Annotated in this window: 18 protein-coding genes and 1 tRNA gene; 3 read left to right on the forward strand and 16 right to left on the reverse strand. The window is 43.7% G+C overall.

Going from position 1 to position 23,056, the window contains the following annotated elements; translation table 11 throughout:
- Positions 1-357: 357 nt before the first annotated feature.
- Positions 358-969: a dihydroxyacetone kinase transcriptional activator DhaS gene (gene dhaS, locus ACVS9P_RS09735; protein ID WP_452103347.1), complete on the forward strand. Its 612-nt coding sequence runs from the start codon at positions 358-360 to the stop codon at positions 967-969.
- A 27-nt stretch (positions 970-996) separates the two neighbouring features.
- Here dhaS and ACVS9P_RS09740 read toward each other — a convergent pair whose 3' ends face one another.
- The 4 genes from ACVS9P_RS09740 to ACVS9P_RS09755 form a co-directional block, all read right to left on the reverse strand.
- Positions 997-2,031, reverse strand: coding sequence for a hypothetical protein (locus tag ACVS9P_RS09740; protein ID WP_452103348.1), 1,035 nt, complete (start codon positions 2,029-2,031; stop codon positions 997-999).
- Between the two features lie 134 nt (positions 2,032-2,165).
- Positions 2,166-3,143 carry a YitT family protein gene (locus tag ACVS9P_RS09745; RefSeq protein ID WP_452103349.1) on the reverse strand — a complete coding sequence of 326 codons (978 nt, stop codon included), beginning with the start codon at positions 3,141-3,143 and terminating at the stop codon, positions 2,166-2,168.
- A gap of 60 nt (positions 3,144-3,203) precedes the next feature.
- A complete protein-coding gene (locus tag ACVS9P_RS09750) occupies positions 3,204-4,100 on the reverse strand; it encodes a LysR substrate-binding domain-containing protein (RefSeq protein WP_452103350.1) in 897 nt (298 codons plus the stop codon).
- Between the two features lie 168 nt (positions 4,101-4,268).
- A tRNA-Thr gene (locus ACVS9P_RS09755) sits at positions 4,269-4,344 on the reverse strand.
- A 107-nt stretch (positions 4,345-4,451) separates the two neighbouring features.
- Here ACVS9P_RS09755 and ACVS9P_RS09760 point away from each other — a divergent pair.
- Positions 4,452-4,862 (forward strand): helix-turn-helix domain-containing protein, encoded by a 411-nt coding sequence (locus ACVS9P_RS09760; protein WP_452103351.1) that lies wholly within the window; start codon positions 4,452-4,454, stop codon positions 4,860-4,862.
- 69 nt (positions 4,863-4,931) lie between these two features.
- Positions 4,932-5,507 (forward strand): DUF4364 family protein, encoded by a 576-nt coding sequence (locus tag ACVS9P_RS09765; RefSeq protein ID WP_452103352.1) that lies wholly within the window; start codon positions 4,932-4,934, stop codon positions 5,505-5,507.
- 133 nt (positions 5,508-5,640) lie between these two features.
- Here ACVS9P_RS09765 and ACVS9P_RS09770 read toward each other — a convergent pair whose 3' ends face one another.
- From ACVS9P_RS09770 to ACVS9P_RS09825, 12 genes are all read right to left on the reverse strand, one after another.
- Positions 5,641-5,898: a pro-sigmaK processing inhibitor BofA family protein gene (locus tag ACVS9P_RS09770; RefSeq protein ID WP_452103353.1), complete on the reverse strand. Its 258-nt coding sequence runs from the start codon at positions 5,896-5,898 to the stop codon at positions 5,641-5,643.
- Positions 5,899-5,972: 74 nt separating this feature from the next.
- Positions 5,973-8,087: a ribonuclease R gene (rnr, locus tag ACVS9P_RS09775; RefSeq protein ID WP_452103354.1), complete on the reverse strand. Its 2,115-nt coding sequence runs from the start codon at positions 8,085-8,087 to the stop codon at positions 5,973-5,975.
- 135 nt (positions 8,088-8,222) lie between these two features.
- A complete protein-coding gene (gene secG / locus ACVS9P_RS09780) occupies positions 8,223-8,474 on the reverse strand; it encodes a preprotein translocase subunit SecG (protein ID WP_452103355.1) in 252 nt (83 codons plus the stop codon).
- A 267-nt stretch (positions 8,475-8,741) separates the two neighbouring features.
- Positions 8,742-10,979 (reverse strand): DNA gyrase subunit A, encoded by a 2,238-nt coding sequence (locus ACVS9P_RS09785; RefSeq protein WP_452103356.1) that lies wholly within the window; start codon positions 10,977-10,979, stop codon positions 8,742-8,744.
- A 33-nt stretch (positions 10,980-11,012) separates the two neighbouring features.
- Positions 11,013-12,989, reverse strand: coding sequence for a DNA gyrase/topoisomerase IV subunit B (locus tag ACVS9P_RS09790; RefSeq protein ID WP_452103357.1), 1,977 nt, complete (start codon positions 12,987-12,989; stop codon positions 11,013-11,015).
- A gap of 104 nt (positions 12,990-13,093) precedes the next feature.
- Positions 13,094-15,103 (reverse strand): ATP-dependent zinc metalloprotease FtsH, encoded by a 2,010-nt coding sequence (ftsH, locus tag ACVS9P_RS09795; protein WP_452104700.1) that lies wholly within the window; start codon positions 15,101-15,103, stop codon positions 13,094-13,096.
- A gap of 33 nt (positions 15,104-15,136) precedes the next feature.
- Positions 15,137-15,676 carry a hypoxanthine phosphoribosyltransferase gene (gene hpt, locus ACVS9P_RS09800; RefSeq protein WP_452104701.1) on the reverse strand — a complete coding sequence of 180 codons (540 nt, stop codon included), beginning with the start codon at positions 15,674-15,676 and terminating at the stop codon, positions 15,137-15,139.
- Between the two features lie 8 nt (positions 15,677-15,684).
- Positions 15,685-17,079, reverse strand: a complete 1,395-nt coding sequence (tilS, locus tag ACVS9P_RS09805; RefSeq protein ID WP_452103358.1) for a tRNA lysidine(34) synthetase TilS — start codon at positions 17,077-17,079, stop codon at positions 15,685-15,687.
- Positions 17,072-18,442 carry a replicative DNA helicase gene (gene dnaB / locus ACVS9P_RS09810; RefSeq protein ID WP_452103359.1) on the reverse strand — a complete coding sequence of 457 codons (1,371 nt, stop codon included), beginning with the start codon at positions 18,440-18,442 and terminating at the stop codon, positions 17,072-17,074. Before dnaB ends, tilS begins: the two co-directional genes overlap by 8 nt.
- Before the next feature lie 81 nt (positions 18,443-18,523).
- On the reverse strand, positions 18,524-18,970 hold the full coding sequence (rplI, locus tag ACVS9P_RS09815) for a 50S ribosomal protein L9 (RefSeq protein WP_452103360.1): 447 nt from the start codon (positions 18,968-18,970) through the stop codon (positions 18,524-18,526).
- A gap of 12 nt (positions 18,971-18,982) precedes the next feature.
- A complete protein-coding gene (locus ACVS9P_RS09820) occupies positions 18,983-20,950 on the reverse strand; it encodes a DHH family phosphoesterase (RefSeq protein ID WP_452103361.1) in 1,968 nt (655 codons plus the stop codon).
- Between the two features lie 46 nt (positions 20,951-20,996).
- The gene (locus ACVS9P_RS09825) at positions 20,997-22,904 is read right to left on the reverse strand and encodes a ribonuclease J (protein WP_452104702.1); all 1,908 of its coding nucleotides are present in this window, start codon (positions 22,902-22,904) and stop codon (positions 20,997-20,999) included.
- Positions 22,905-23,056 lie beyond the last annotated feature (152 nt).

Genomic DNA, 23,056 nt, shown 5'->3' on the forward strand with positions numbered 1-23,056 from the left:
AATTGCTTCATTTTTTATAAAAACAAATTTCACCAAACAATCACTTAAAGTTTACCCAATTTTTACATTCCTCTAAACTAACGCACACATAGAAAGGGTATTCTTAAAATGTTCTTAGGAAAAGAAACCTTTTAATATAATAATAAGACTCTTGTGAAAGGGTTTCACATAAATTCACTCTTTTTCATATTTCTCCTTAAAAGCAGGAGCGCGGTTTTCTACCGCGCTCCTGCTTTTATTGTAATCAAACTTTATTATATACTGCTTTACTTCTCAGCCGTTAGAATTTAGGATTGATTTTTGTTTTGAAGGTTTGTTATAATAATACTATGTAGAAAAAGAAAGAGGTGTAAACAAATGTCGGATTCAGCAATTACTAAACGAGCGTTAGCATCTGCCATGAAAAGCCTCATGGAGAAAATGCCTTTTTCAAAAATTAGCGTCGGCGATATTTGTGAGCACTGCCAAATGAATCGGAAAAGCTTTTATTACCATTTTCAGGATAAATACGATTTGGTAAACTGGATTTTTTACACGGAATTTGTTGGCGCGGTTCATGATAAAAACTACGATGATGGCTGGTCTTTAATTGAAGACATCTGTGATTACTTCTACAAAAACCGTCATTTTTATATGAATGCCCTTGAAGTAACGGGGCAAAACTGCTTTCACGATTATTTTCAGTCTCTGTTGCGGCCGATTGTTTCGAATTATCTGTGGGAAATGATCGATAGCTCCGAAGATTCAGAATTCTTTGCTGTGTTCTTCTCTGATGCCTTTCTTTGCGCAATCGAAAGGTGGCTTCTTGCAAAAGAATGCATGCCGCCGGAAAAATTTGTCTCTCTTTTAAAATCCTCTATGAGCAGTGTTGCACGCAAAATTCTCTCTGATATGGAAGAAGAACCCCATCCCAAAGATCAAACAGACTCAAAATCTCTACATAAAATAAATGGCCTTGAAAATCTCTAACCGGATTTTCAAAGCCATTTTATTTTATCAAATATTTGCAGCTTCCTGCATATTTCCACCTAAAATCTGCTGCAAAGGGGTCCCATACGAATACAGTCCTAAGTTTCGTGTTCCATTTTTATCGTACAAAGTTACTTGTCCGGAAGGAGAAAAATGTAAGGAACAGGTATCAGGGGAAAATGCCTGATCAATCGTGATCATATCCATAGAAAATTCCACCGGAATGATAGGATAATCCTGGTAAAATCGCGTTTTTCTGATATAGCTCCAAACTTCTTTTCTTTCTTCTTGGCTGCAGTCCCCTTCTGCGGCCAAAAAAGCCATAGCAGCTCCGGAAGAAGAAATTTCTTTTAACCATGCGCCTGTCTCAATTTCTGAAATTTGGTCACTTGAATATAGGTGGTACGCTCCCACTAACATTTTATTTTCCACTAAATATTTAGCTGTTTCGATGGAATCTGGACAATCTCCACGCACAAAAATCATCAGATTATGCATTTGCCCAAATCTTTCCTGTGCTTCCTTCCCTTTTTGAGGTTCTATAAAAATTAAAAAAGCACAATCCGGCTCCGATTCAACTAATTGAGAGATTTCCTCTAAATGTTTGTCACAGCTGAAAAAGAAATACGTATAGGCTCCCCATGTCTTTCCCTGTTCAATAATCTCATAGCTTTGCTCAATCGGGAAAGAGGCATCCCCCTCTTCCATGCAGAAGCACATCGACCATGGAACGTGGACTCCATATTTCTCTTCTGTTTGGCGCATCTTTTTAGAGCCATTGGCACAGCCATTATAGCCTAGATTCATTCCGAATGTAAGCAGTGTTTCGTGGTCTACGTAATATACTAAATTCTTTACCAAAAGATAATAAGCACTGTCTTCGTTTTCTAACATAGACTGTACAATTTGAAAAAAGTTTTTCTGAAATTCTCCTTTAGAAAATCCATGCGCGATTTCTACCAAATTGCGAATGGTACGTTCCGGATCTTTTTCTAAATCATTCAATGCTTTTCTAACTGTAGTCTCAACGATCATGCGCAGTACTCCCTTAGACTGCCTCATCGGGATCCCGCCTCCCCTTATATCTGCCCGTTCTCATCAAACCAAAAATGACTATTTCTATCATACGTTTTTATTCAGTATGAATAAAGAGACAATTTTTTTATTTTGTCCAAAAAATATCTTTTAAATAAAAATTACTGTTCATTTTTGGGGCTATCAGCTGAATCCTGCTTTAATTTTCGATTTTCTCTTCTTTTTCTGTGAGAATTCAAAAGCTCCGGAAGTGTTTTATCTTCTTTTTTGGGAATATAAAATCCTTCTCCGTTAATCTGTCCTACATCTCCAATAATCATAAACGCATTTTTGTCCAATTCCCGAACGATATCCGTCACCTTATAAACTTCCGTCCGGCTTACCGCACATAAAAGAGTCATCTGCTCTTGTTCACTGTATGCTCCGCGAGAATGAATCTCAGTAACTCCCCGGTCTAATTCATGTAAAACTCTTTTGGCAATCTCGTCACTTCTTTTGGATATAATAAAGATCAGTTTGCCCGCACGCCCATCACTGCCATAAAGCAGTGCATCAATCACACGGGTCGAAACGAAAACGGCAATTGCCGCATAGAGTGCACTTTCAAGGCTCTGATAAACAATCGCGGAAACTAAGATAACCACGCCGTCTATCGCCATCATCAAATTGCCGATGCTCAGATGACGAAAATGGCGGGCTAAAAGCTTTGCAATCATATCCGTACCGCCGGTTGTACCGCCTCGCCCTAAAACAAGGGAAAGTGAAATTCCCTCCAATACTCCTCCATAAATTGCTGCGAGAAGCGGATTTCCATAATAAGGCGGTATGACAAATCCAATCAAGTCAATCGCAATAGACGAGCACAGGGTTGCAAAAATTGTTCTGGAAACCAACTTATATCCAATTTCAAAAATGCCCCAGATAAAAACAGGCAAATTAAGCAACATGATCATCGCGCCTATCGGCGAGCCAAATATATAATTAAGCATCGTAGAAACACCAGTCAGTCCACCGGGAGCGATCTGGTTCGGTGCTGTAAAGACACGTACGCTGATTGAATAAATAATGCCACTCAATATAAAAAAGATTATATTTTTTAAAGTAGTCAGCAATTTCCCAGTATGTTCCGAACGGCTCATTCTAATCTCCTCCTTTGAAAAAGTCTCTTTACAAGGATTTCCCTACTCTCCTAAAAAATCCTATGGCTTTTTATTTTTATGGTTTAAGGCTATTTGAAAAAAAGATTCATAGCACCCAGAAAAAGCACTATCTTTTTCCCAAAGAAATGTAAAATCATGTGCAATAGAAAAATCTTTAATCGGAATCTTTTTTAGGGTTCCCCTTTGCAGTTCTTCTTCAACTGCCCGTTCAAACAGAAAGGTAATCCCACAACCTCGTTCAGTCAGATGTTTTAAAGCATCCAAATTATTAATTTCCATTTGAGAATGAAAATCCGATATCTGAAGATTTCGGCGTTGCAAACATTTCTCTAAAAGTCTTCGGCTGCCAGAACCCTGCTCTCTCAATAAAAGACGTTCTTCCAAAAGATCTTCCAAATAGCAACAAGAGCAATGCAAAGGATAATCGGCTGCACAAACTCCGATAAAAGGTTCTCTGCTATAAACTCTTGTTTCATATTCATTCTGGGGAACAAACCCTTCCACAAAAGCAAAATTAATTTCCTGTGCATCAAGTTTTTTAAATAATTCCTGTGTATCCGCTATAACCAGTCGAATTTGCGTAAATGGGTTATCCCTCAAAAAATCCGCAATGATATCAGGAATCAGATAAATCCCAATCGTCAAAGTTGCCCCAATTACGATATGTTCTTCGTTTTTTGTCATTCGCTGAAGAGCCATACGCAGCAAAGAATCATGATGTTTCATGGTCAATGCAACAGAACGAACAGCTTGTCCGGCAGGTGTTAAAACGCATTTTTTGTCTTTTAAATCAAACAATTTCATTTCATACTCTTGTTCCAGAGTATGAATGTGATAGGAAACCGCCGGCTGGGTAATATTCAATTTCTGTGCTGCTTTTGTGTAATTCATAAATTCGCAGACCGTTAAAAAAGTCTCCATTCGAATATCCAGCATTTTAGCGCCTCCTATATCTATATAAATTGTGTTTATAGTCCCATAAATATTTATTATTTTATTTTTATATAAAAAAGTGATAAACTAAATTTAATAGTCTATAATGCTTCATGATGAGAAAAAACCGCATAGAAGCCACCTAAGCGACCTTCCATGCGGTTTCAAGTTTGGAGCTACTGATCGGACTCGAACCGATGACCTGCTGATTACGAATCAGCTACTCTACCAACTGAGCCACAGTAGCATGCATAAGACTAAATTAGTATAGCGGAATTTTCGCCCTTCGTCAAGTCCCTTCCTATCAGAAAAAATCCGTCTGGCTAAATTCCTTCTAAAGAAAGGGGAATTATATTGCCCACCAACCATTATCTCAATCATTTTTCTTTGACTCTGCGCCAATTTCGCCGCGAAAACGGCTTTACGCAGGAACAAATGGCGCGCGTCTTAGAAATAGACCGGAGCACTTATACTTATTATGAGACCGGAAAGACTTCGCCCAGCATTCATATGCTGCATCAGATTTCGCGAATTTTGAATGTTCCGCTGTCAGCATTTTTGGACTCTGAGTCCATTCCTTCACAGGTAGCAGATCCCGGAAGTCAGAAACCATTTGCAAAAGAAGAAATCAAAAAAATAACGGAACTTTCGTCTGAAGAGAGAGAGCTCATCGCACTGTATCGGATTTCTTCTGCAAAGCAGCAAAAAGAAATTTTAAAGGTCGCACAATCCTCATCCAATTTCTCTTCAAAAAAGAAAAGTTAACTTCTCATTTTCGTTGCGTATTTCCTTGTCTTTGTGCTAAAATAGAAATGGAACGGGGGGATGAGCCCAATGCCTTATGATGCCTTTACGGCCGGGATAGAACTCGGCGGACTGAGAAGTCAGGAAGAAATCCGAATTCTTTTATGCTATTTATTAACTTCGGTCAATTCTCCGCTTTCTCAGCAGGAAATATTAGGAAGCCTTCAAGGGGCCGGGCTTGCAAATTATTTTGAACTGAATGACGCTCTGTCTGGTCTGACTGAAAAAGGGATTCTGCTCTGTGATAAAGCTGGAAATTATTCTGCAGGGCCTTCTGCAGTCGGCATTGCACGTCAGCTCGATACTGCTTTACCTACAGCAGTACGGGAAAAAGCAGTAGCCGCTGCTACAGAACTTTTAGCATTTTCCCGCAATGAACGAGAAAATAAAGTAGAAGTTCACAAGCTCGAAAAAGGTTATGAAGTTTGCTGCCATATTTCGGGCGGAACTTCCGACCTGATGAGTTTTACCCTGCTTCTTGCTGATCACCGACAAGCCGAAATGGTGAAACGCAATTTTCACCGCTCACCAGAACGAGTATATCGCATGCTTCTTGCGCTTGTTTCCGGTGATACAGATTTAGCCGCTGACTTATTGAAAAAATAAACATAAAGGGGCGCCCAAAGGATTTTACAATTCTTTGGGCGCCCCTTTTTAATCCTCTCTCTTTCTATTTAGAGCGCAGACATTTGCTTGCACATTATATGCTAGATAATCCTATAAAAGTTCTTCACATGGTTTAAATTCCAAAGATCAGTTGCAGCAGCAATAAAGTAATAACGCCTGGAAAACTTGCAAAAGCACTTACCCCGATTACAACTGGTGAAAGCGGGAGGGTCACCCCGGTCATCATTCCGGTTAGATTCACGACCGCCAGCGCAAGCATTCCCCAAATTGCATTGATAAACGCACGCAGCAAAGGTTTTTTTGCATTTCCCCATTCCAGCAGAAGCGCTGCCACTAGAATGGAACCAATCAAAGTCATTAAAAAAATCAATGTCCCATACCCCCCTCTCTTTTACATAGATATGCAGGGTATGGGACATACTTTCTTATTTTTTAAAAAAGAAATCAAGCCGGAACAAAATCAATTCTTCCACTGGAAATATCTGCAGCAGCAGCTTTTACACGAATTGGATCTCCGATAGACAGCTTTTCGTGTGTTGTCACATCCACTTGAGAAACCATTCCGTCAAATTCAAAATGTTTTCCCTCAAAACTGATGCTGGGAACAAAGCCTTCTACCGTATTGGGCAATTCTACAAAGATTCCCCTCATCGTGCAGCCACTGATAATTGCATCAAACTCTTCTCCGAGATGCTGCTTCATATATTCTGCAGCATAGCAGTCATCCGCGTCACGTTCGCTGGTCATGGCTTTAATTTCCATTCTACTGGACTGTTTGGCGGAAGCAACCGCAAAATCGCTATATTTCTTTACGATCGTATCGTGGTCTTCTCCACTAAGAAAAGCCGTTAAAATGCGATGGATTGACGTATCCGGATAGCGGCGGATCGGTGAAGTAAAGTGGCAGTAATCTGCTAAAGCCAAGCCAAAATGTCCCACTGGAGAGACATCATATCTCGCTTTTGCCATTGTACGCAACAGCTGATGGGAAACGATCTTTTCGGCCGGCGTTCCTTGAGCCTGTGCCATAATTGCTGCAAAATCTTTCGTTGTTACATCGCCTGTGTGTTTGAGACTCTTTGCAGAAAGGCCTAAAGCTCCAACCAGTTCTGCCAAAGTATCAATTCGGTCAGGGTCCGGCTGCTCATGTACACGATATACAAACGGAAGCTTTTTTGCTTTTGCCAGCTTTGCCGCCGCCTGATTCGCAGCAATCATGAGCTGCTCAATCATTTTCTCAGAAGTGCCGCTGTGACGAGGCATAACATCAATACAAAGACCATTTTCATCCAACACAAATTCAGACTCACTGGTATCTAAGTCAAAGTTGCCTGCACGCTTTGCACGCTCCCGCAAAATATCAGCAAGTTCCCGACCACATTCCAGACTTTCTCTGACCGGCGCATATTTTTCTTTTAAAGCTTCATCGGCGGTTCCATCAAAAAGGGCGTTGACCTCTGTATAAACGCCACGTACTTTGCTGTCGATGACCGACTTATGGAACTCATAATGAACGATTTCTCCTTCGGGGTTGATATCCATAACCGCCGAAAAAGTCAGCTTATCGGTTCCCGCATTCAGCGAGCAGACTCCATTGCTGATTTCTTCCGGCAGCATGGGAACCACTCGATCAGGGAGGTAAACGCTGGTCGCCCGCAGCGCCGCTTCTTGATCCAGAGCAGAGCCTTCGCGCACATAGTGAGAAACGTCTGCAATATGCACGCCCAAACGATATCCTTCCGGAATTTTTACGCAGGAAACGGCATCGTCCAAATCTTTTGCACTTGCGCTGTCAATCGTACAGATCGGCCAGTCACGAAAATCAGAACGCCCAGAAAGCTCTTCCGGCGTAATTTTTCGATTTTTCATGGCCAATGCTTCCCTTTTCACTTCTTCCGGGAAGGGGATTCGGACAGAATTCTGGTCTAAAATCGAATCTGCACAAATTTTTGCGCAGTCCGCGCGGCCATATACCTTTGTAACCTTTGCCATAAAGCGGGAAGAATGCGGCAGACGGCGAATAACACACTGCACCTTATCACCGATCTTTGCACCACTGTGAAAGAAGTCTTCAATGGGCACATTAAAACGAATTGCCGCATCAGGATTGAGTTCTGCAGAAATTTCTCCCTGCACGATAGAACCGTTCACAACGGGTTCCGCCTTTTCCGTAATTTTCATCACTTCGCAGCTAGGCCCTTTTATGGACTGCTTAATATTTCCAAGTTCTACGTGGTCTCCCAAAAATGCGTCATGCAGATCTTCTGCGCGCAAAAACATATCATCTCCGCCATCGTCCGGGCGCGCAAAGGCAAAGCCTCTCGAAAGCGAGACAATCGTCGCCGGAATATTATGTTGCTCCTCTTGATGACGAAGCGACAAAATATGGTTCCGGTTTACGCTGACTAAATCATCATGCCGAAGCTGATTCACTGCCTGATAAAAAATCTCGCTGTATTTTTCTGTGATTCCCATTTGCCGCATTAGATCACGGGAAGCGATTCCTCCAGAAGTATCTTTTAGACACTTTAAGATTTCGTTTTTAATATCATCGATCATATTATTCCTCCAAGACAGGATTTTTCCTGTTTGTACGCAGCATCTCATTGCCGGATGCAACGCTTTTTATCTATTCTACCCTAATTTTATACATAAAAAGCCCCGCTTTTCCATAAGCGGGGCTTTTATTTTCTCTTAACCCTTATAGAAATACATAGTTGCATTAATCGCAATTACCACGATAAAAAATCCAACCGCGATAATTTTTGTCCAGCGTGAAAGGAACACATCTACGGTTCGAGCACGATTTCTACTAAGGAACGTATCTGCACCGCCATTGATAACTCCTGTATTCTGATCATGTCCTTCCTGCAGAAGAACCACAAAAATAATTGCAACAGAAAATACCAACAAAACAATTCCGAAAGCAATCTCAAATCCAGTCATAATGATCCTCCGACTTCATATCTTCATTTTAAAATAAAACAATTTTAATACTGAACGACTCAGTTATAGTTTATAATACCATAATCTTTTTTACTTTGCAAGTCTTTCCACCATTTTACGAATTTTCTTAAAAGTAAATGATTTTTGTATAGACTGTGCTTCTAGGACAAATACTACGGATACGACCCAATTGTTTTTTCGCGTTTGCACGATAGGGCCGGAGCCGCAGAACTGTGATCTTCCACTTTTCTGCGGCTCATTTTATTTTTAAAAGGTCAGCTGTTCCCCGGAAAGTTCTTCTTTTGAGGGCAGACTGCCGATTGCCGGAATCGTTTTTCGATAGCGCTGCGGATTTTTCAGCATTCCAGAAGATTCTATAAAGACTTCTGCTTTCTGCAGTTTAGCGCTGCGCCGCAGCGTCATCATCTGCACCCCCTGCGTTGACCGGGTCGTCTTTACAGGGACTGCACCTGTATGCACCAAAAGCATTCTTCCCTGCGTAGAAGTCAGGAGGATTTCAATATCTTCTGACAAACAGAACATTTTAACAAGCGGAGATTTATCGCTATAGGCATTGACGAGTTTTTTACGGTTCGTTTTTGTCTCATAAGAAGGAAGCTCTACTTTTGCAGCTTTTCCATTTTCAAAGAAGAATATCAAATTTCCCTGATAATCTTTTGTAGCCACCATGAACATGACATTTTCCCCTTCATCCATCTGTAACTTGGCAGGAATATAATCGCCCAGAACACTGGCTTTTGTATCAGAAAAGTCGTTGGTTTTCGCTTTATATACCTGACACCGATCGGTAAAGAACAAAAGGTCGCTGTTATTGGTGGATTCTATATGTTCGAGGACTATATCTCCCTCTTTTAGCTTTTGATCATTGCTCATTCGCAAGGACTGTGGAGTGATCTTTTTGAAATATCCATCCTTTGTGAAAAATAGATTGACTGGATAATCCGGGATTTCTTCCTCTTCCGACTCTTCTTCAATTTGATCTGCATAAAGCAGAATACTGCGCCGAGGCTGACCGTATAAGTCGACAACATTTTTTAGTTCCTTAATAATGACCGCTTTGATTCTATGATCACTGTCAAGAATTGCATTCAATTGGGCAATTTGTTTTTGAAGTTCCCCGATTTCGTCTGTCCTTTTGAGGATAAATTCCCTGTTGAGATGACGGAGCTTAATTTCTGCTACATATTCAGCTTGCGTCTCATCAATTCCAAAGCCAATCATCAGATTTGGGACGACTTCGCTTTCTTCTTCCGTCTCACGAACAATCTTAATTGCTTTGTCAATATCAAGCAGAATCGCCTGTAAACCCATCAACAAGTGGAGTTTATCCATCCTTTTTTGTAGGTCATACTCCGTTCGGCGGCGCACACAATTAATACGAAATTTTGTCCATGCGTCCAAAATTTCTCCGACTCCCATCACTTTTGGGGCTCCGTCTACCAGAATATTAAAATTGCAGGAAAAGCTGTCCTCCAAAGGCGTCATGTGAAAGAGCTTCGTCATCAGCTTTGTCGGATCGGTCCCTCTTTTGAGATCGATCGTGATTTTTAAGCCCGCAAGGCCTGTTTCATCGCGGATATCCGAAATTTCTTTTGCTTTTCCCTGTTTTACAAGGTCAATTACTTTTTCGACAATCGCCTCGACAGTGGTGGTTGGCGGAATCTGCGTAATATCAATACAGTTGGCGGTTTCATCATAACTATAACGGGAGCGAACCCGGATACTTCCGCGCCCCGTACGATAAACTTCTTCCATCTGTCGGCGGTCATAAAGGATCTGTCCGCCACCTGGAAAATCCGGTGCCTGCAGAGTCGATAAAACATCATGCTTTGGATTCTGAATTCGTGCAATTGTCGTCTCACAGACTTCCTTTAAATTAAAGGAACAAACATTACTTGCCATACCAACAGCAATTCCGGTGTTTGCATTGACCAAAACAGATGGAAATCTCGCCGGCAGCAAAGTCGGCTCTGCCATCGTATTATCGTAGTTTGGTACAAAATCCACCGTATCTTTATCAATATCACTAAAAAGTTCTGTGCAGATGGGCGCAAGCTTTGCCTCCGTATATCGGGAAGCCGCCCATGCCATATCTCTGGAATAAAATTTTCCGAAGTTCCCCTTTGACTCCACATACGGGTGGAGCAAGGCTTCGTAGCCACGGGACAAACGCACCATGGTATCATAAATTGCGGCATCGCCATGCGGATTGAGCTTCATCGTTTCTCCGACGATGTTAGCGCTCTTTGTCAGGGGACCGGTTAAAAGGCCCTTTTTATACATGGTATAAAGCAGTTTCCGGTGGCTGGGCTTAAACCCATCGATCTCTGGAATTGCACGGGACATAATCACACTGACAGCATACGGCATATAATTTTTTTCCAGCGTATCTACAATCGGCTGTTCCTGCACCTGTCCGGCGCCTTCAATAACGCCATGCACCATTGATTTTACCGCCGCAGCTGCTCTTCTTTTCTTTGGCATTCTTCATATCCTCCTTTCCAAAAAGATTTCCGATTAGGAAACATCTGCGTCCTGCATATATTCTGCCCCATGAGCCGCAATATGTTCTTTTCTTCCCGAAAGGTTATCTCCTAAAAGCAAGTTAAAGACTTCGTCCGTCTTTTTAGCATCAGCCGGCATCACCTTAATCAGCCTTCTGGTCTTGGGGTTCATTGTAGTCAGGTTCATCATATCCGGCTCATTTTCTCCCAGTCCTTTGCTGCGCTGCAATGTAAATTTTTGCCCGGCAAGCCTCTTTGTAATGCGGTCCTTTTCGGGATCATCATAAGCAAAGTACGTCTCGTCCTTGCAGCGAATTTCATAAAGAGGGGATTCTGCAATAAAAACTTTTCCGGCAGTAATAAGCTGCGGAGTCAGACGATAAAGCATCGTTAAAAGCAAGGTGCGAATTTGGAATCCATCCACATCTGCATCGGTACAAAGAATAATCTTATTCCAGCGCAGGTTGTCCATCTCGAAGGAAGAAATTTCTTTATTTGCCTTGGATTTTACCTGTACGCCGCAGCCAAGCACCTTGACCAAATCCGTAATAATATCGCTCTTGAAAATTTTATCATAGTCCGCCTTGAGGCAGTTCAAAATTTTGCCGCGAATCGGCATGATCGCTTGAAAATCCGGATCTCGCGCCTGTTTGCAGGCACCCAAAGCAGAATCGCCTTCCACAATAAAGATCTCACGTTCTGAAACATCTTTACTGCGGCAGTCAACGAATTTTGCCACTCGATTGGTAAGATCCATCGTGGAGGTCAGCCGCTTTTTAAGATTCAAACGTGTCTTTTCTGCATCTTCTCTGCTGCGCTTATTGATCAGCACCTGATTAGCAATCTTTTCCGCATCCAGTGGATTTTCAATAAAGTAGATTTCCAACTGATGCCGCAGCATTTCTGTCATAGCCTCTTGGATTCCCTTGTTGGTAATTGCCTTTTTTGTCTGATTTTCGTAAGATGTCCGATTAGAAAAAGAGGAAATACAAAGGATTAAACAGTCTTCTACATCCTGAAACGCAATTCGGCTCTCATTTTTATTATATTTGTTATTTTGTTTTAAATAAGCGTCAATCTGATAAACAAAAGCATTATGCGCCGCTTTATCAGGTGCGCCGCCATGCTCCAACCAACTGGAATTGTGATAATATTCCAGCATTTTATTCCGGTTGGAAAAAGTGACCGCCACATTGATTTTTACTTTATATTCCGGCTTATCGGCGCGATCCCGAACTTTTTTCTCTGTTTGCCAGAACTGCACCGCAGTGAGAGCATCCTCTCCGGCGACTTCCTTTACATGGTCGAAAATTCCATTTTCATACTGAAACTCCTCAGTTTCAAAACCATTTTCCGCCTGATTCTTTAAAACAAACTGGATTCCATCATTGACGATTGCCTGACGTTTTAAAATGTCTTGATAGTATTCTACCGGCACTGCAATATCGGTAAAGACCTGCAGGTCCGGCTTCCAATGAATCCTTGTCCCGCTTTTCGATTTAGAAGGCTCCTGGTGAAGTCCGCCGACGTTTTCGCCATGTTCAAAATGAAGTGTATATTTGGTCTCACCTGTATGAATTTCCACATCCATATATTCGCTGGAATACTGTGTTGCACAAAGGCCGAGACCATTTAGCCCCAATGAATATTCATAACTCGAATCGGCATCATTATTATATTTTCCGCCTGCATACATTTCACAGAAAACGAGCTCCCAGTTATAGCGCTGTTCCTTATGGTTAAAATCCACGGGAATTCCACGGCCATGGTCTTCCACCTCAACGGAATCATCCTCATAACGGGTCACCGTAATTTCGCGGCCATATCCCTCACGGGCTTCATCAATTGAATTCGATAAAATTTCAAAAATCGAATGTTCGCATCCCTCTATCCCATCAGAGCCGAAAATGACCGCGGGGCGTAGACGTACGCGGTCAGCTCCTTTGAGCATTGAGATGCTTTCATTATTATAAGCTGCTTTTCTCGCCATTTTTCCTCCTTCTTCCCTTTTTAAACAGGGAATCCCTGAAATTTTTTCCAACGGGAATTTTTCAAAAAAAGAAGGAGAATGATTTTGTTCATTCCCCTTTCAAATTATTCAGCTGAGGGGTTCTGAGGAGAATCCGGCTTTTGATCACTCGAATTTTCCTGTGCGTTTTCCGATTCAGAATCCGCTTTTGAAGTCTCTTCAGAAGATTTTTCCGACTGTTGTTCCGGCTTCTGAGAATTTTTCCCATCCGGTGGCAAAGCATTCGTATCATCTGAAGGAAGTTCCTGCATTTTTCCTTCCATTACTAGGCGGAACTCTTCTCCGCTCATCTTTTCATGTTTAAACAGAAAGACTGCGACATCATGCAGCTGACCGAGATGCTGCTCCAAAATTTCATGCGTTCTGGTGTAAGCATCATTCATGATACTGCGAATCTCTTTATCGATCGCCGACGCAGTCGCTTCGGAATAATCCCGAATATGACCCATATCCCGGCCAAGGAATGGTTCGCCCTGATCCTGCCCATAGGTGATGGGGCCCAAAGCTTCCGTCATGCCGTACTTTGTGATCATAGCACGAGCAAGCTTTGTCGCACGTTCAATATCGTTAGAAGCTCCCGTGGAAATATCGTCCAGCGTAATTGCTTCTGCAACACGGCCGCCTAAAAGTACGACCAGATCTTCCTTCATTTCTTTTTTCGTCTTGTAGGAACGGTCTTCTGTCGGGATTGACATTGTATAGCCACCGGCCATTCCGCGTGGAATAATGGAAATCTGATGAACCGGATCCTGCGTTGGGCAATAATAGGTTGCCACCGCATGCCCGCCTTCATGATAAGCTGTCAGTTTCTTTTCTTTATCACTCATGATATGGCTCTTCTTTTCCGTGCCCATCATGACTTTAATCGTAGCCTCTTCGATCTCTAACATTGTAATTGCTTTGAGACCTTTCCTAGCGGAAAGCAGAGCGGCTTCGTTCAAAAGGTTTTCCAAATCTGCGCCGGTAAATCCAGCGGTTGAACCTGCAATCGTTCTCAGATCCACATCCGGCGCCAAAGGTTTTCCGCGGGCGTGAACATGAAGGATTGCTTCTCTGCCCTTAATATCCGGATATCCAACCGTCACCTGGCGGTCAAAACGGCCCGGACGCATCAAAGCTGGATCCAGAATATCCGGGCGGTTCGTCGCCGCAATCATAATGACGCCTTCATTTGCACCGAAGCCGTCCATCTCGACCAACAACTGATTCAGCGTCTGTTCACGCTCATCGTGCCCGCCGCCAAGTCCGGCGCCGCGCTGACGACCGACCGCATCAATTTCATCAATAAAAATAATGCAGGGACTGTTTTTCTTAGCCTGTTCGAACAAGTCACGCACACGTGACGCACCGACACCGACAAACATCTCAACAAAATCAGAACCGGAAATTGAGAAAAATGGGACACCCGCTTCTCCGGCGACTGCCCGTGCCAGCAATGTTTTACCGGTACCGGGAGGCCCCACTAACAGAACGCCTTTCGGAATTCTTGCGCCCAGTTCATTATATTTTTGAGGATTCTTAAGAAACTCTACAATTTCAGAAAGCTCTTCTTTTTCCTCATCGGCACCGGCAACATCTGCAAAAGTCGTCTTCCTCTTTTCGTCAGACATCTTTTTGACCTTGGCTTTGCCGAAATTCATCTGTTTGCCCGGCTCGCCCATTCCGGCGCTGAGTTTTCTGAAGAAGAAATAGTAGATGACCGCCATACCAACAATTGCGATCAGCATTGGCGCCAAAGTAGAAAGCCAGCTTACCTCACGGGCACGGATATGCTTCTCCACCATAGGAGCATCCGTATGATCCGCATTGTATTTTTCAACCATCGGATCAATTTTCTGATAAAAAGTAATGACATTCGCTACTACATAATTAATAGTGGTATTGTCTTTGTCGTTGAGCTTCAATACCAGTTGGCCGGTACCGTAATCCAGCGAATATTCCTCTACCTGTTCCGATTTAAAATATCCAACAATATCTGAATAATCGTATGTTTTCGTCGTATTATTTCCATAAACCGAAGCGATTACAATCATCAGAATAATCGGGATACAAACCACAAGGATCAGGTTGCGCATGCCCTTTTTATTATTCAAGTTTTAATCAACTCCTTAACCGCCGTATACTTTCGGCTTTAAAATGCCCACAAAAGGAAGGTTGCGATATTTTTGAGCATAGTCAAGTCCATATCCTACAATGAACTCATCCGGAACGATTCCGCCCACATAATCAGCCTGTACATTTACGGTTCGGCGTTCCGGTTTATCAAATAACGTGCAAAGCTTAATGCTGTTCGGTTTACGGTCACGCATCATCTCTAAAATATAAGACAATGTCATCCCGCTGTCAAGGATATCCTCAACGACCAAAAGGTCATATCCTTCCAGATTGATATCAAGGTCTTTTGTGATTTTGACAACGCCGGAAGTCTTGGTGCCTGAGCCATAGCTGGAAACCGACATGAAATCGACCTCACAGGGTACGGTAATTGCACGCATCAGGTCTGCCATAAACACGACAGAGCCTTTTAAAACGCTTACCAAAAGCAAATTCTTGTTCTGATAATCCTCACTGATCTGTTTGCCGACTCTCTGTACAATTTTCTGAAGATCCTCTTCACTATACAAAACTTTCTCAATATCATCCAGCATATTCTGACTCATAAACCGTTCTCCTTTATGATAATCATCGCACTTTGCTGGCCAAAACCCGGCCGCGCGGATTCGGAAACTCCAAGCCCTTCGACCCAGAGGATTTCCCCTTCTCGTTCCAACAAAATGGAATTTTCCCGCAGATAAGGCGGAATATGTGCTTCATTCATCATTCGGCGCAGCGGTTTTGAAATTCCTCTTCCCGCTGGGCGAAAGCGATCGCCCTCCAACCGGGTCCTTACTACAGTATTCTTGCTAATTGTAGCATAATTCAGCAAATTAAAAAAGAACAAATTATGAAATTTCGAATCATTTTTCAGTTCTTTTTGAGAAATTTTCCGTACCAAAAGTTGTCTTCCATCCGGAAGAACCGTTTTAGGAAAAGACAAAGGAAGAGAAAACCTTTGTTTTTTAGGTTCCCCAAAAAACAGAAACCCCTGCTGAATCTCTGCGTGGAGGCCTCCTGTCAGCGTGATTTTTCCGCCTTGCCCAAGAAGCAAATCCAAGTTTAAAAGATGATCGGCAGAAAGTTCTCCCGCACCATTCTTTTTTGCGGCCAAAAAAAGCGCACGCAGCCGCACTGGGCGCGGCTGTTTCATCAAGTTGGAAGTCTCCCATCCGGGGCCGCGTGCCGCCTGTTCCAAAGAGCTTTTTGCCATCTCAAAAAGGCAGTCGTCATCTTCCCGCAGGCGAAAAGCAGCTCCTGAAACTGCAGTTTCCACCTTGGGATTTAACGTTTTTAAAACCGGAATCACCTGCTGACGAATTTTATTGCGAGAAAAATCGAGATCTCGATTTGTTTCGTCCTCACAATACGACAAATGATACCAATTACAATACGCTTCAATTTCTTCTCTTGTCAAGCACAAAAACGGCCGCACAATCTGCTCGTGAACCGGAGAGATCCCCGAAAGACCTCTCGCCCCGGCTCCGCGGCAAAGGTGCATCAAGACTGTTTCTGCCTGGTCCGAAGCCGTATGCGCTGTCGCGATGACAGCTTCCCGGTTTTCTTTTGCCAGGGCTTTAAAAAACGTGTAACGAACATATCGGCCGCATGCTTCCAGTCCCTCTTTGCGCTTTTTAGAAAGGGCCGCCACATCTTCATGCAAAACTTCGCAGGGAATTGCCCATTTTTGGCAGCATTCTTTGACAAAAGCTTCATCATGATCGGCGTTTTCTCCCCGCAGTCCATGATTAACATGCGCTGCAATTAGGGAAAGATTCCACTTTTCCGCATGATTATTTAAAAAATGCAGCAATGCAGTTGAATCCGCTCCCCCTGAAACGCCCACAATGACAGTTCCGCCTTTGGGAAACATTTTTTCCGAAACCACCAATTGCTCGGCTTTCTGCTCAATAAGCAAAATCTCCGCTTTTTGAGCGGAGATCAAATCATCATTCATTGCGCACTACCTCCTGCGCGGTAAAGCGCATAAATTCGCCCTGCCAATGCAGAGGAACCGCGCGCGTCTCGCCATGACGGTTCTTTGCAACAATACATTCGCCACTGTTAACATCGCTGTCAGGATCTGGCGCTTGAGCATTCTCCTGGTTGGCATAATACGCTTCGCGATACAAAAATAGAACAATATCGGCATCTTGCTCGATCGAGCCGGAATCACGCAGATCGGACAGCATCGGCCGGTGATCATTTCGTTTTTCGCTGTCACGAGAGAGCTGTGACAGGCAGATAACCGGAACATTGAGCTCCTTCGCCATAACTTTAAGATTTCGGGTAATCTGGGAAATCTCCTGTACTCGATTATCAATGTGCTTTCCGCCGGACATCAGCTGCAAATAGTCGATAATAACTAGGTCAACATCCCTCAGACGACGAAGTTTGGACTTCATTTCAGAAACTGTAATACCTGCATTATCATCAAAATACATCTGGGTTTTATTGAGAATATCGCCGGCTTCAATAATTCGTACCCATTCATCGTCCGCCAGCTTGCCGGTACGCAATTTCACACCTCCTACCATAGCTTCGGTGGAAAGCAACCGGGAAACCAACTGTTCTCTTGTCATTTCCAAAGAGAAAAAGGCGACTCTTTTTTGGCATTTAACCGCCGCATTGCGCGCAATATTAAGTGCAAAGCTGGTTTTGCCCATACCAGGTCTTGCAGCAAGGAGAACCAGATCGGTTCGGTTGAGCCCGGTAATGGTATCGTCGAGTGCTTTGATTCCGGTTGGAATCGCGCGAAACTGATCTTTGTCGGGAGAATTGAGCAAATCCAGACGATCAAAAGTCTGCATGAGGATTTCACTGATTTTCTGAAGCCCCTGCATATTTTTGCCCTGCCGGATATCAAAAATGCGCTGTTCTGCCGCATCCAGCAAAGTATCTGAATCGGTGGTACCAGCCCCCGCCTCTTCCAAAATTTCTCTAGCTGCAATAATCAGAGAGCGGACATCATATTTATCCCGGATAATCTTCGCATAGCTTTCCACATTATTGACGGAAGGCACCAGCTCCATCATCTGCAAAAGATAAGTTTTGCCATCCGCCTCATCAAAATTCTCTGTGGTCTTAAGCTTTTCAAGCACCGTTACAAAATCAATTGACTGCCCTAAGGAAGCCATGTCGAGCATAGCTCCATAAATCAGGACATTATTAGACTGATAAAAATATTCCGGTCTAGGCAGAAAATCCATCACTCGATCAAGGCAGGAAGAATCCAGCAGAATCGCGCCAAGAACAGACTGTTCTGCTTCGGGGCTAAACGGTAAATTCAGCCCATTATAGGAATTTGCAGTCTCTGCCATCAAAATTCTCCCTTTCTTGTATGGAATAAAAGCGACCGCAAACGAAAAGTTCGTCCGCGATCACCTCAGTATCATTTTTGTTTAAGCTTCTGATACAACAATATAAATTTTTGCAGAGACGCCATTATAAAGCTTGATCTCGCAATTATAAGTGCCGAAAGCTTTAATCTCTGTATCGAGGACGATTTTCCGCTTATCAGCAGTTACATTATAATCTTTCTGAAGCTTTTCTGCAATTTCTTTTGCAGTAACCGAACCAAAGAGTCTACCTCCCTGGCCGGCTTTCGCAGTGATCTTTAAACTTTTTCCGTTCAAAAGTTTTGCCGCCGCTTCTGCATTTTCTGTTTCTACCGCAATCTTGTGGGCTTTAGAAGCTTCCGCATTGCGGATTTCGTTCATCGCCTCTGCATTTGCTTCTTTTGCTAATTTATGGGGAAAAAGATAATTGCGGGCATAGCCGTCGCTTACATTCACCAGTTCCCCTTTTTTTCCGTGAGATTTTATATCTGCCAACAAAACAACCTTCATCAAAAAGCCCTCCTATTTTTTCTGAATCGTTCCGCGGCCGATCCCGGCGCGCAAAATTTCTATTAGCTGGCTGCGTACTTGTTCCACCGTTGCATCTTTAATTTGGGCTCCTGCCATGGTAAGGTGACCGCCGCCGCCCATTGCCTCCATCACAAGCTGAACATTGATATCCCCCATACTGCGGGCAGAAACATTCATGACTCCGTCTGAAGGATAGATTACAAATGAAGCCATTACGCCTTCAATCGTCAAAAGCTCATCCGCCGCCTGAGCGGAAGCAATTTTAAGATTTGGCAGCTCCTGTTCCGTATAAGCAACTGCACAGCCGTCCAAAAGATCTGCGCTGGAAACGATCCGATACTTTGTTTTATATGTATCAAAACTGTCGGAAAATAACCGTTTGACCGTTACCGTATCCGCACCCCGTCGGCGCAGATAAGCTGCAGCTTCAAAAGTACGCACCCCTGTTTTAAGAGAAAAGCTCTTGGTATCCAGCATAATGCCTGCCAAAAGTGCTTCTGCCTCTGTACGGGTCAACACATTTTCACCGATATACTGTACGAGTTCCGCTACCATCTCAGAGGTCGAGCTGGCATATGGTTCATGATAAAAGACCACAGCATTTTCGATATGCTTTACCATCAGGCGATGATGGTCGATAACCACCACTTTAGAAACCGCTTTCAGCAATTCCGGACTCTCTACGAATTCCGGACTATGGGTATCCATCACAACTAAAAGAGTACGGGGAGAAACTAATGCCAGTGCATCATTCGGAGAAAGAAAGCAATCCCCTTCTCCGTCATCGTTCATCTTTTGAATCAACGGGCCGGCAAGGCTCTGCGCTTCATTAACAACGACGTATGCAGGTCTTTGCAATGCGCGGGTAATTGCGCTCCATAATCCGATTGATGAGCCGATTGCGTCCAGGTCGCTAAACTTATGGCCCATAATCAGCACCGTATCGCTCTGTCTGATCCGATCGGAAAGCGTTGCGGCAATTACGCGGGTACGCACCTTATCGTGCTTTTCCACCCCTTTGGAAAGTCCTCCAAAGAACTCATAAGAATCATCTTTCTGTTTTACCGCAACCTGATCGCCGCCGCGTCCCAATGCCATATCCAGCGCGCGGCGAGCCCATTCTTCACTGGCCTGCTGAGAATTTGCACCTCTGCCGATTCCAATTGAAACGGTAGCACTTCGGTGATCCGCCGACTTAATATTACGGATGGTATCGAGAATCTGAAAACGATGTTCCATTTCCTCTCGGATGTGCATTTCATCGCTTAAAATCAGATAGCGCCCATTATTGATACGATAGGAAAATCCGCCCATGCTCTGTGCCCAGCTAAAAAGCACATTTTCCACTTCGGAAGCAATTCGGTTATCATCCGAGGAACTAATATCCCTCGCCAGCTCTTCCCGATTATCAAAGTATGCAAGGCACACCACTGGATGACGATCCACATATTCTCTGTTGATTTCCTTATAATAAGTATCATCAATAAAATAGAGTAGACAGCCTAATTTTGTCTTTGCAGCAAATACGGTATACTGACGTTGATCGATTGTCACATCTGTTCCTGCATTTTTGAGAATCTGCTCTAAAGTATGGGGATAAATAAAGTGCAGAACATTTTCACCCCGACACTCTTTATGCGGGCTGATCGTATTGACAAATGCGTCATTTACCCAGACAACATCGCCCGCTGGCCCCGAAAGCGCCACCGGCATTGTAAATTGCTGCAATGCTGACGTTTCATTCAGTGAAAGCACTTTTTCCGCTGCTTTTACAGAAGTCCCCACATAGCTGCGAAAATAGAAATTAGAGATTAGTACCACCATAACAGCGACGACTGCTAACCCCATCTCCACCGCGAATACTGCGCGGCTCCATGGAAAAGAGAAGCAGGCCATAACCAGCATGATGACCGCCAAAACTAAATAAATTGGCGAAGATACCCATACTCTGTGTTTCATAATTCTTTCCTTACCTCTTTTTGCAGACCTTATTTAAGGAAAAAGGTCAAACCTCCATAATTACCGGCAAAATCATTGGACTGCGGCGAGTACGGTCATACAGCAAATGGGAAAGGGCGTCCTTGATATGCGTTTTGAGCGTTCCCCAATCCCGAATTCCATTTCCCGCACAATTTTCAAGCACTGAATAAACAAGATCTTTCGCATCATCCATCAGGGATTCATTTTCTCTGACATAAACGAACCCTCTCGAAACAACGTCCGGCCCGGCTACTACATGTCCACTGTCGGCGGAAATTGTACAGACAACAACAATCAGACCATCTTCAGCCAAATGTTTACGGTCACGCAGGACAATACTGCCTACATCCCCTACTCCAAGTCCATCTACAAGGACGCGTCCTGCGGGGACCGGTGCCAGTTTTTTCATATAGTTTTCGTTGATTTCCACAACATCGCCGATATCGGCAATACAGACTTCCTGCGGCGTTTTTCCCATGGAATAGGCAAGGCGCGCATGTTTCTGCAGCATTTTCTGCTCCCCATGCACTGGAATAAAATATTTCGGTTTGACAATGCCCTGCATTAATTTGAGCTCTTCCTGGCAGGCATGGCCGGAAACATGAATCTCATACATGGACTCATAAACGACTTCGCAGCCGCGCTTCATCAATTCATCAATTACATTTCCAACTGATTTTTCATTGCCGGGAATCGGACGCGCAGAAATAATAATAAAGTCCCCCGGCCCTACTTCCACCTTGCGGTGATCGGCAAATGCCATACGGGATAAAGCGCTCATAGGCTCTCCCTGGCTACCGGTTGTAACCAAGACAATCTGCTCCGGCGGGTATTTTTTAATCAAATCAATATCGATTAAAACGCCTTCCGGCACATGGAGATAGCCTTTTTCCACGCCAATTCCCATCACATTAAGCATACTGCGCCCGGAAAGTGCCACTTTACGCCCATACTTTACTGCACAATCAATAATCTGCTGCACTCTGCCGATATTGCTTGCAAAAGTGGCTACAATAATGCGGCTTTTGTCTGCACGGCGAAACAGATTCTCAAAAGAAGTTGCAATCCGACTTTCCGTCTGCGTAAAACCGGGACGTTCTGCATTGGTAGAATCCGCGAGCAGCGCAAGGACGCCCTCCTCGCCAAGTTGTGCAAAGCGACCAAGATCGATCATGTCACCCCAAGTCGGCGTACAGTCGATTTTAAAATCTCCAGTATGGACAATCGTGCCTGCCGGAGAGTGAATCGCAAGTCCTACGGCATCTGGAATGGAATGGTTTACATGAATGAATTCCACTTCCATACAACCGAGTTTTACGCGGTCTCCGGGCTTCGTCTCATACATTTTTACTTTATTATTAAGGCCTTGTTCTTTTAATTTTCCTTCAATTAAGGCCAGTGTCAAACGTGTTGCATAAATTGGCAGATTTACCTTCTTGAGTAGATACGGAAGTCCTCCAATATGGTCTTCATGACCATGGGTTACAACAATTCCACGAATCTTATCTACATTGCGCTCTACAAATGTAAAATCCGGAAGGACCAAATCGACACCCAGCATATCGTCATCGGGAAACGCCATTCCACAGTCCACAATCATCATGTCATCGCCGCACTCAAAAAGGGTAAAGTTTTTGCCAACTTCATTGAGTCCGCCAAGAAAATATACCTTAATAGAAGGCTTCAGTGCACGATTCGTGCGTGGCCTTCTGCTGCGCTGCATATTCTGCTTTGTGTTTTGATTTTGCATATTCTTTGGTTTTTGTGCAGCCTCCGGTGCTCGATGCTCCGAAGAGACAGTCGCCTGCCCATTCACAACCGGTTCAATCTTTTTCGGTGCCGGTCTGCGCGGGCGACGATAATGATATTGCTTTGCTGCCTGATCTTTCGTGGGCGTTTCTGCCTTTGCTGGCGCCTCCGCCTTTTTTGGCATCTCTGCCTTTTTTGGCATCTCCGTCTTCGGAGTAGGCAGGACAATCCCTCCCCCTAAAAACTGGTCGGCAGGCTTTGCCTGTGCATCCACCTTCCCATAGAGGGGAGTTTGCTTTTGCATATTCTTTTTTTCAATCACAGAAGAAACCTCCA

Source organism: Caproicibacterium sp. NSD3 (assembly GCF_053613275.1).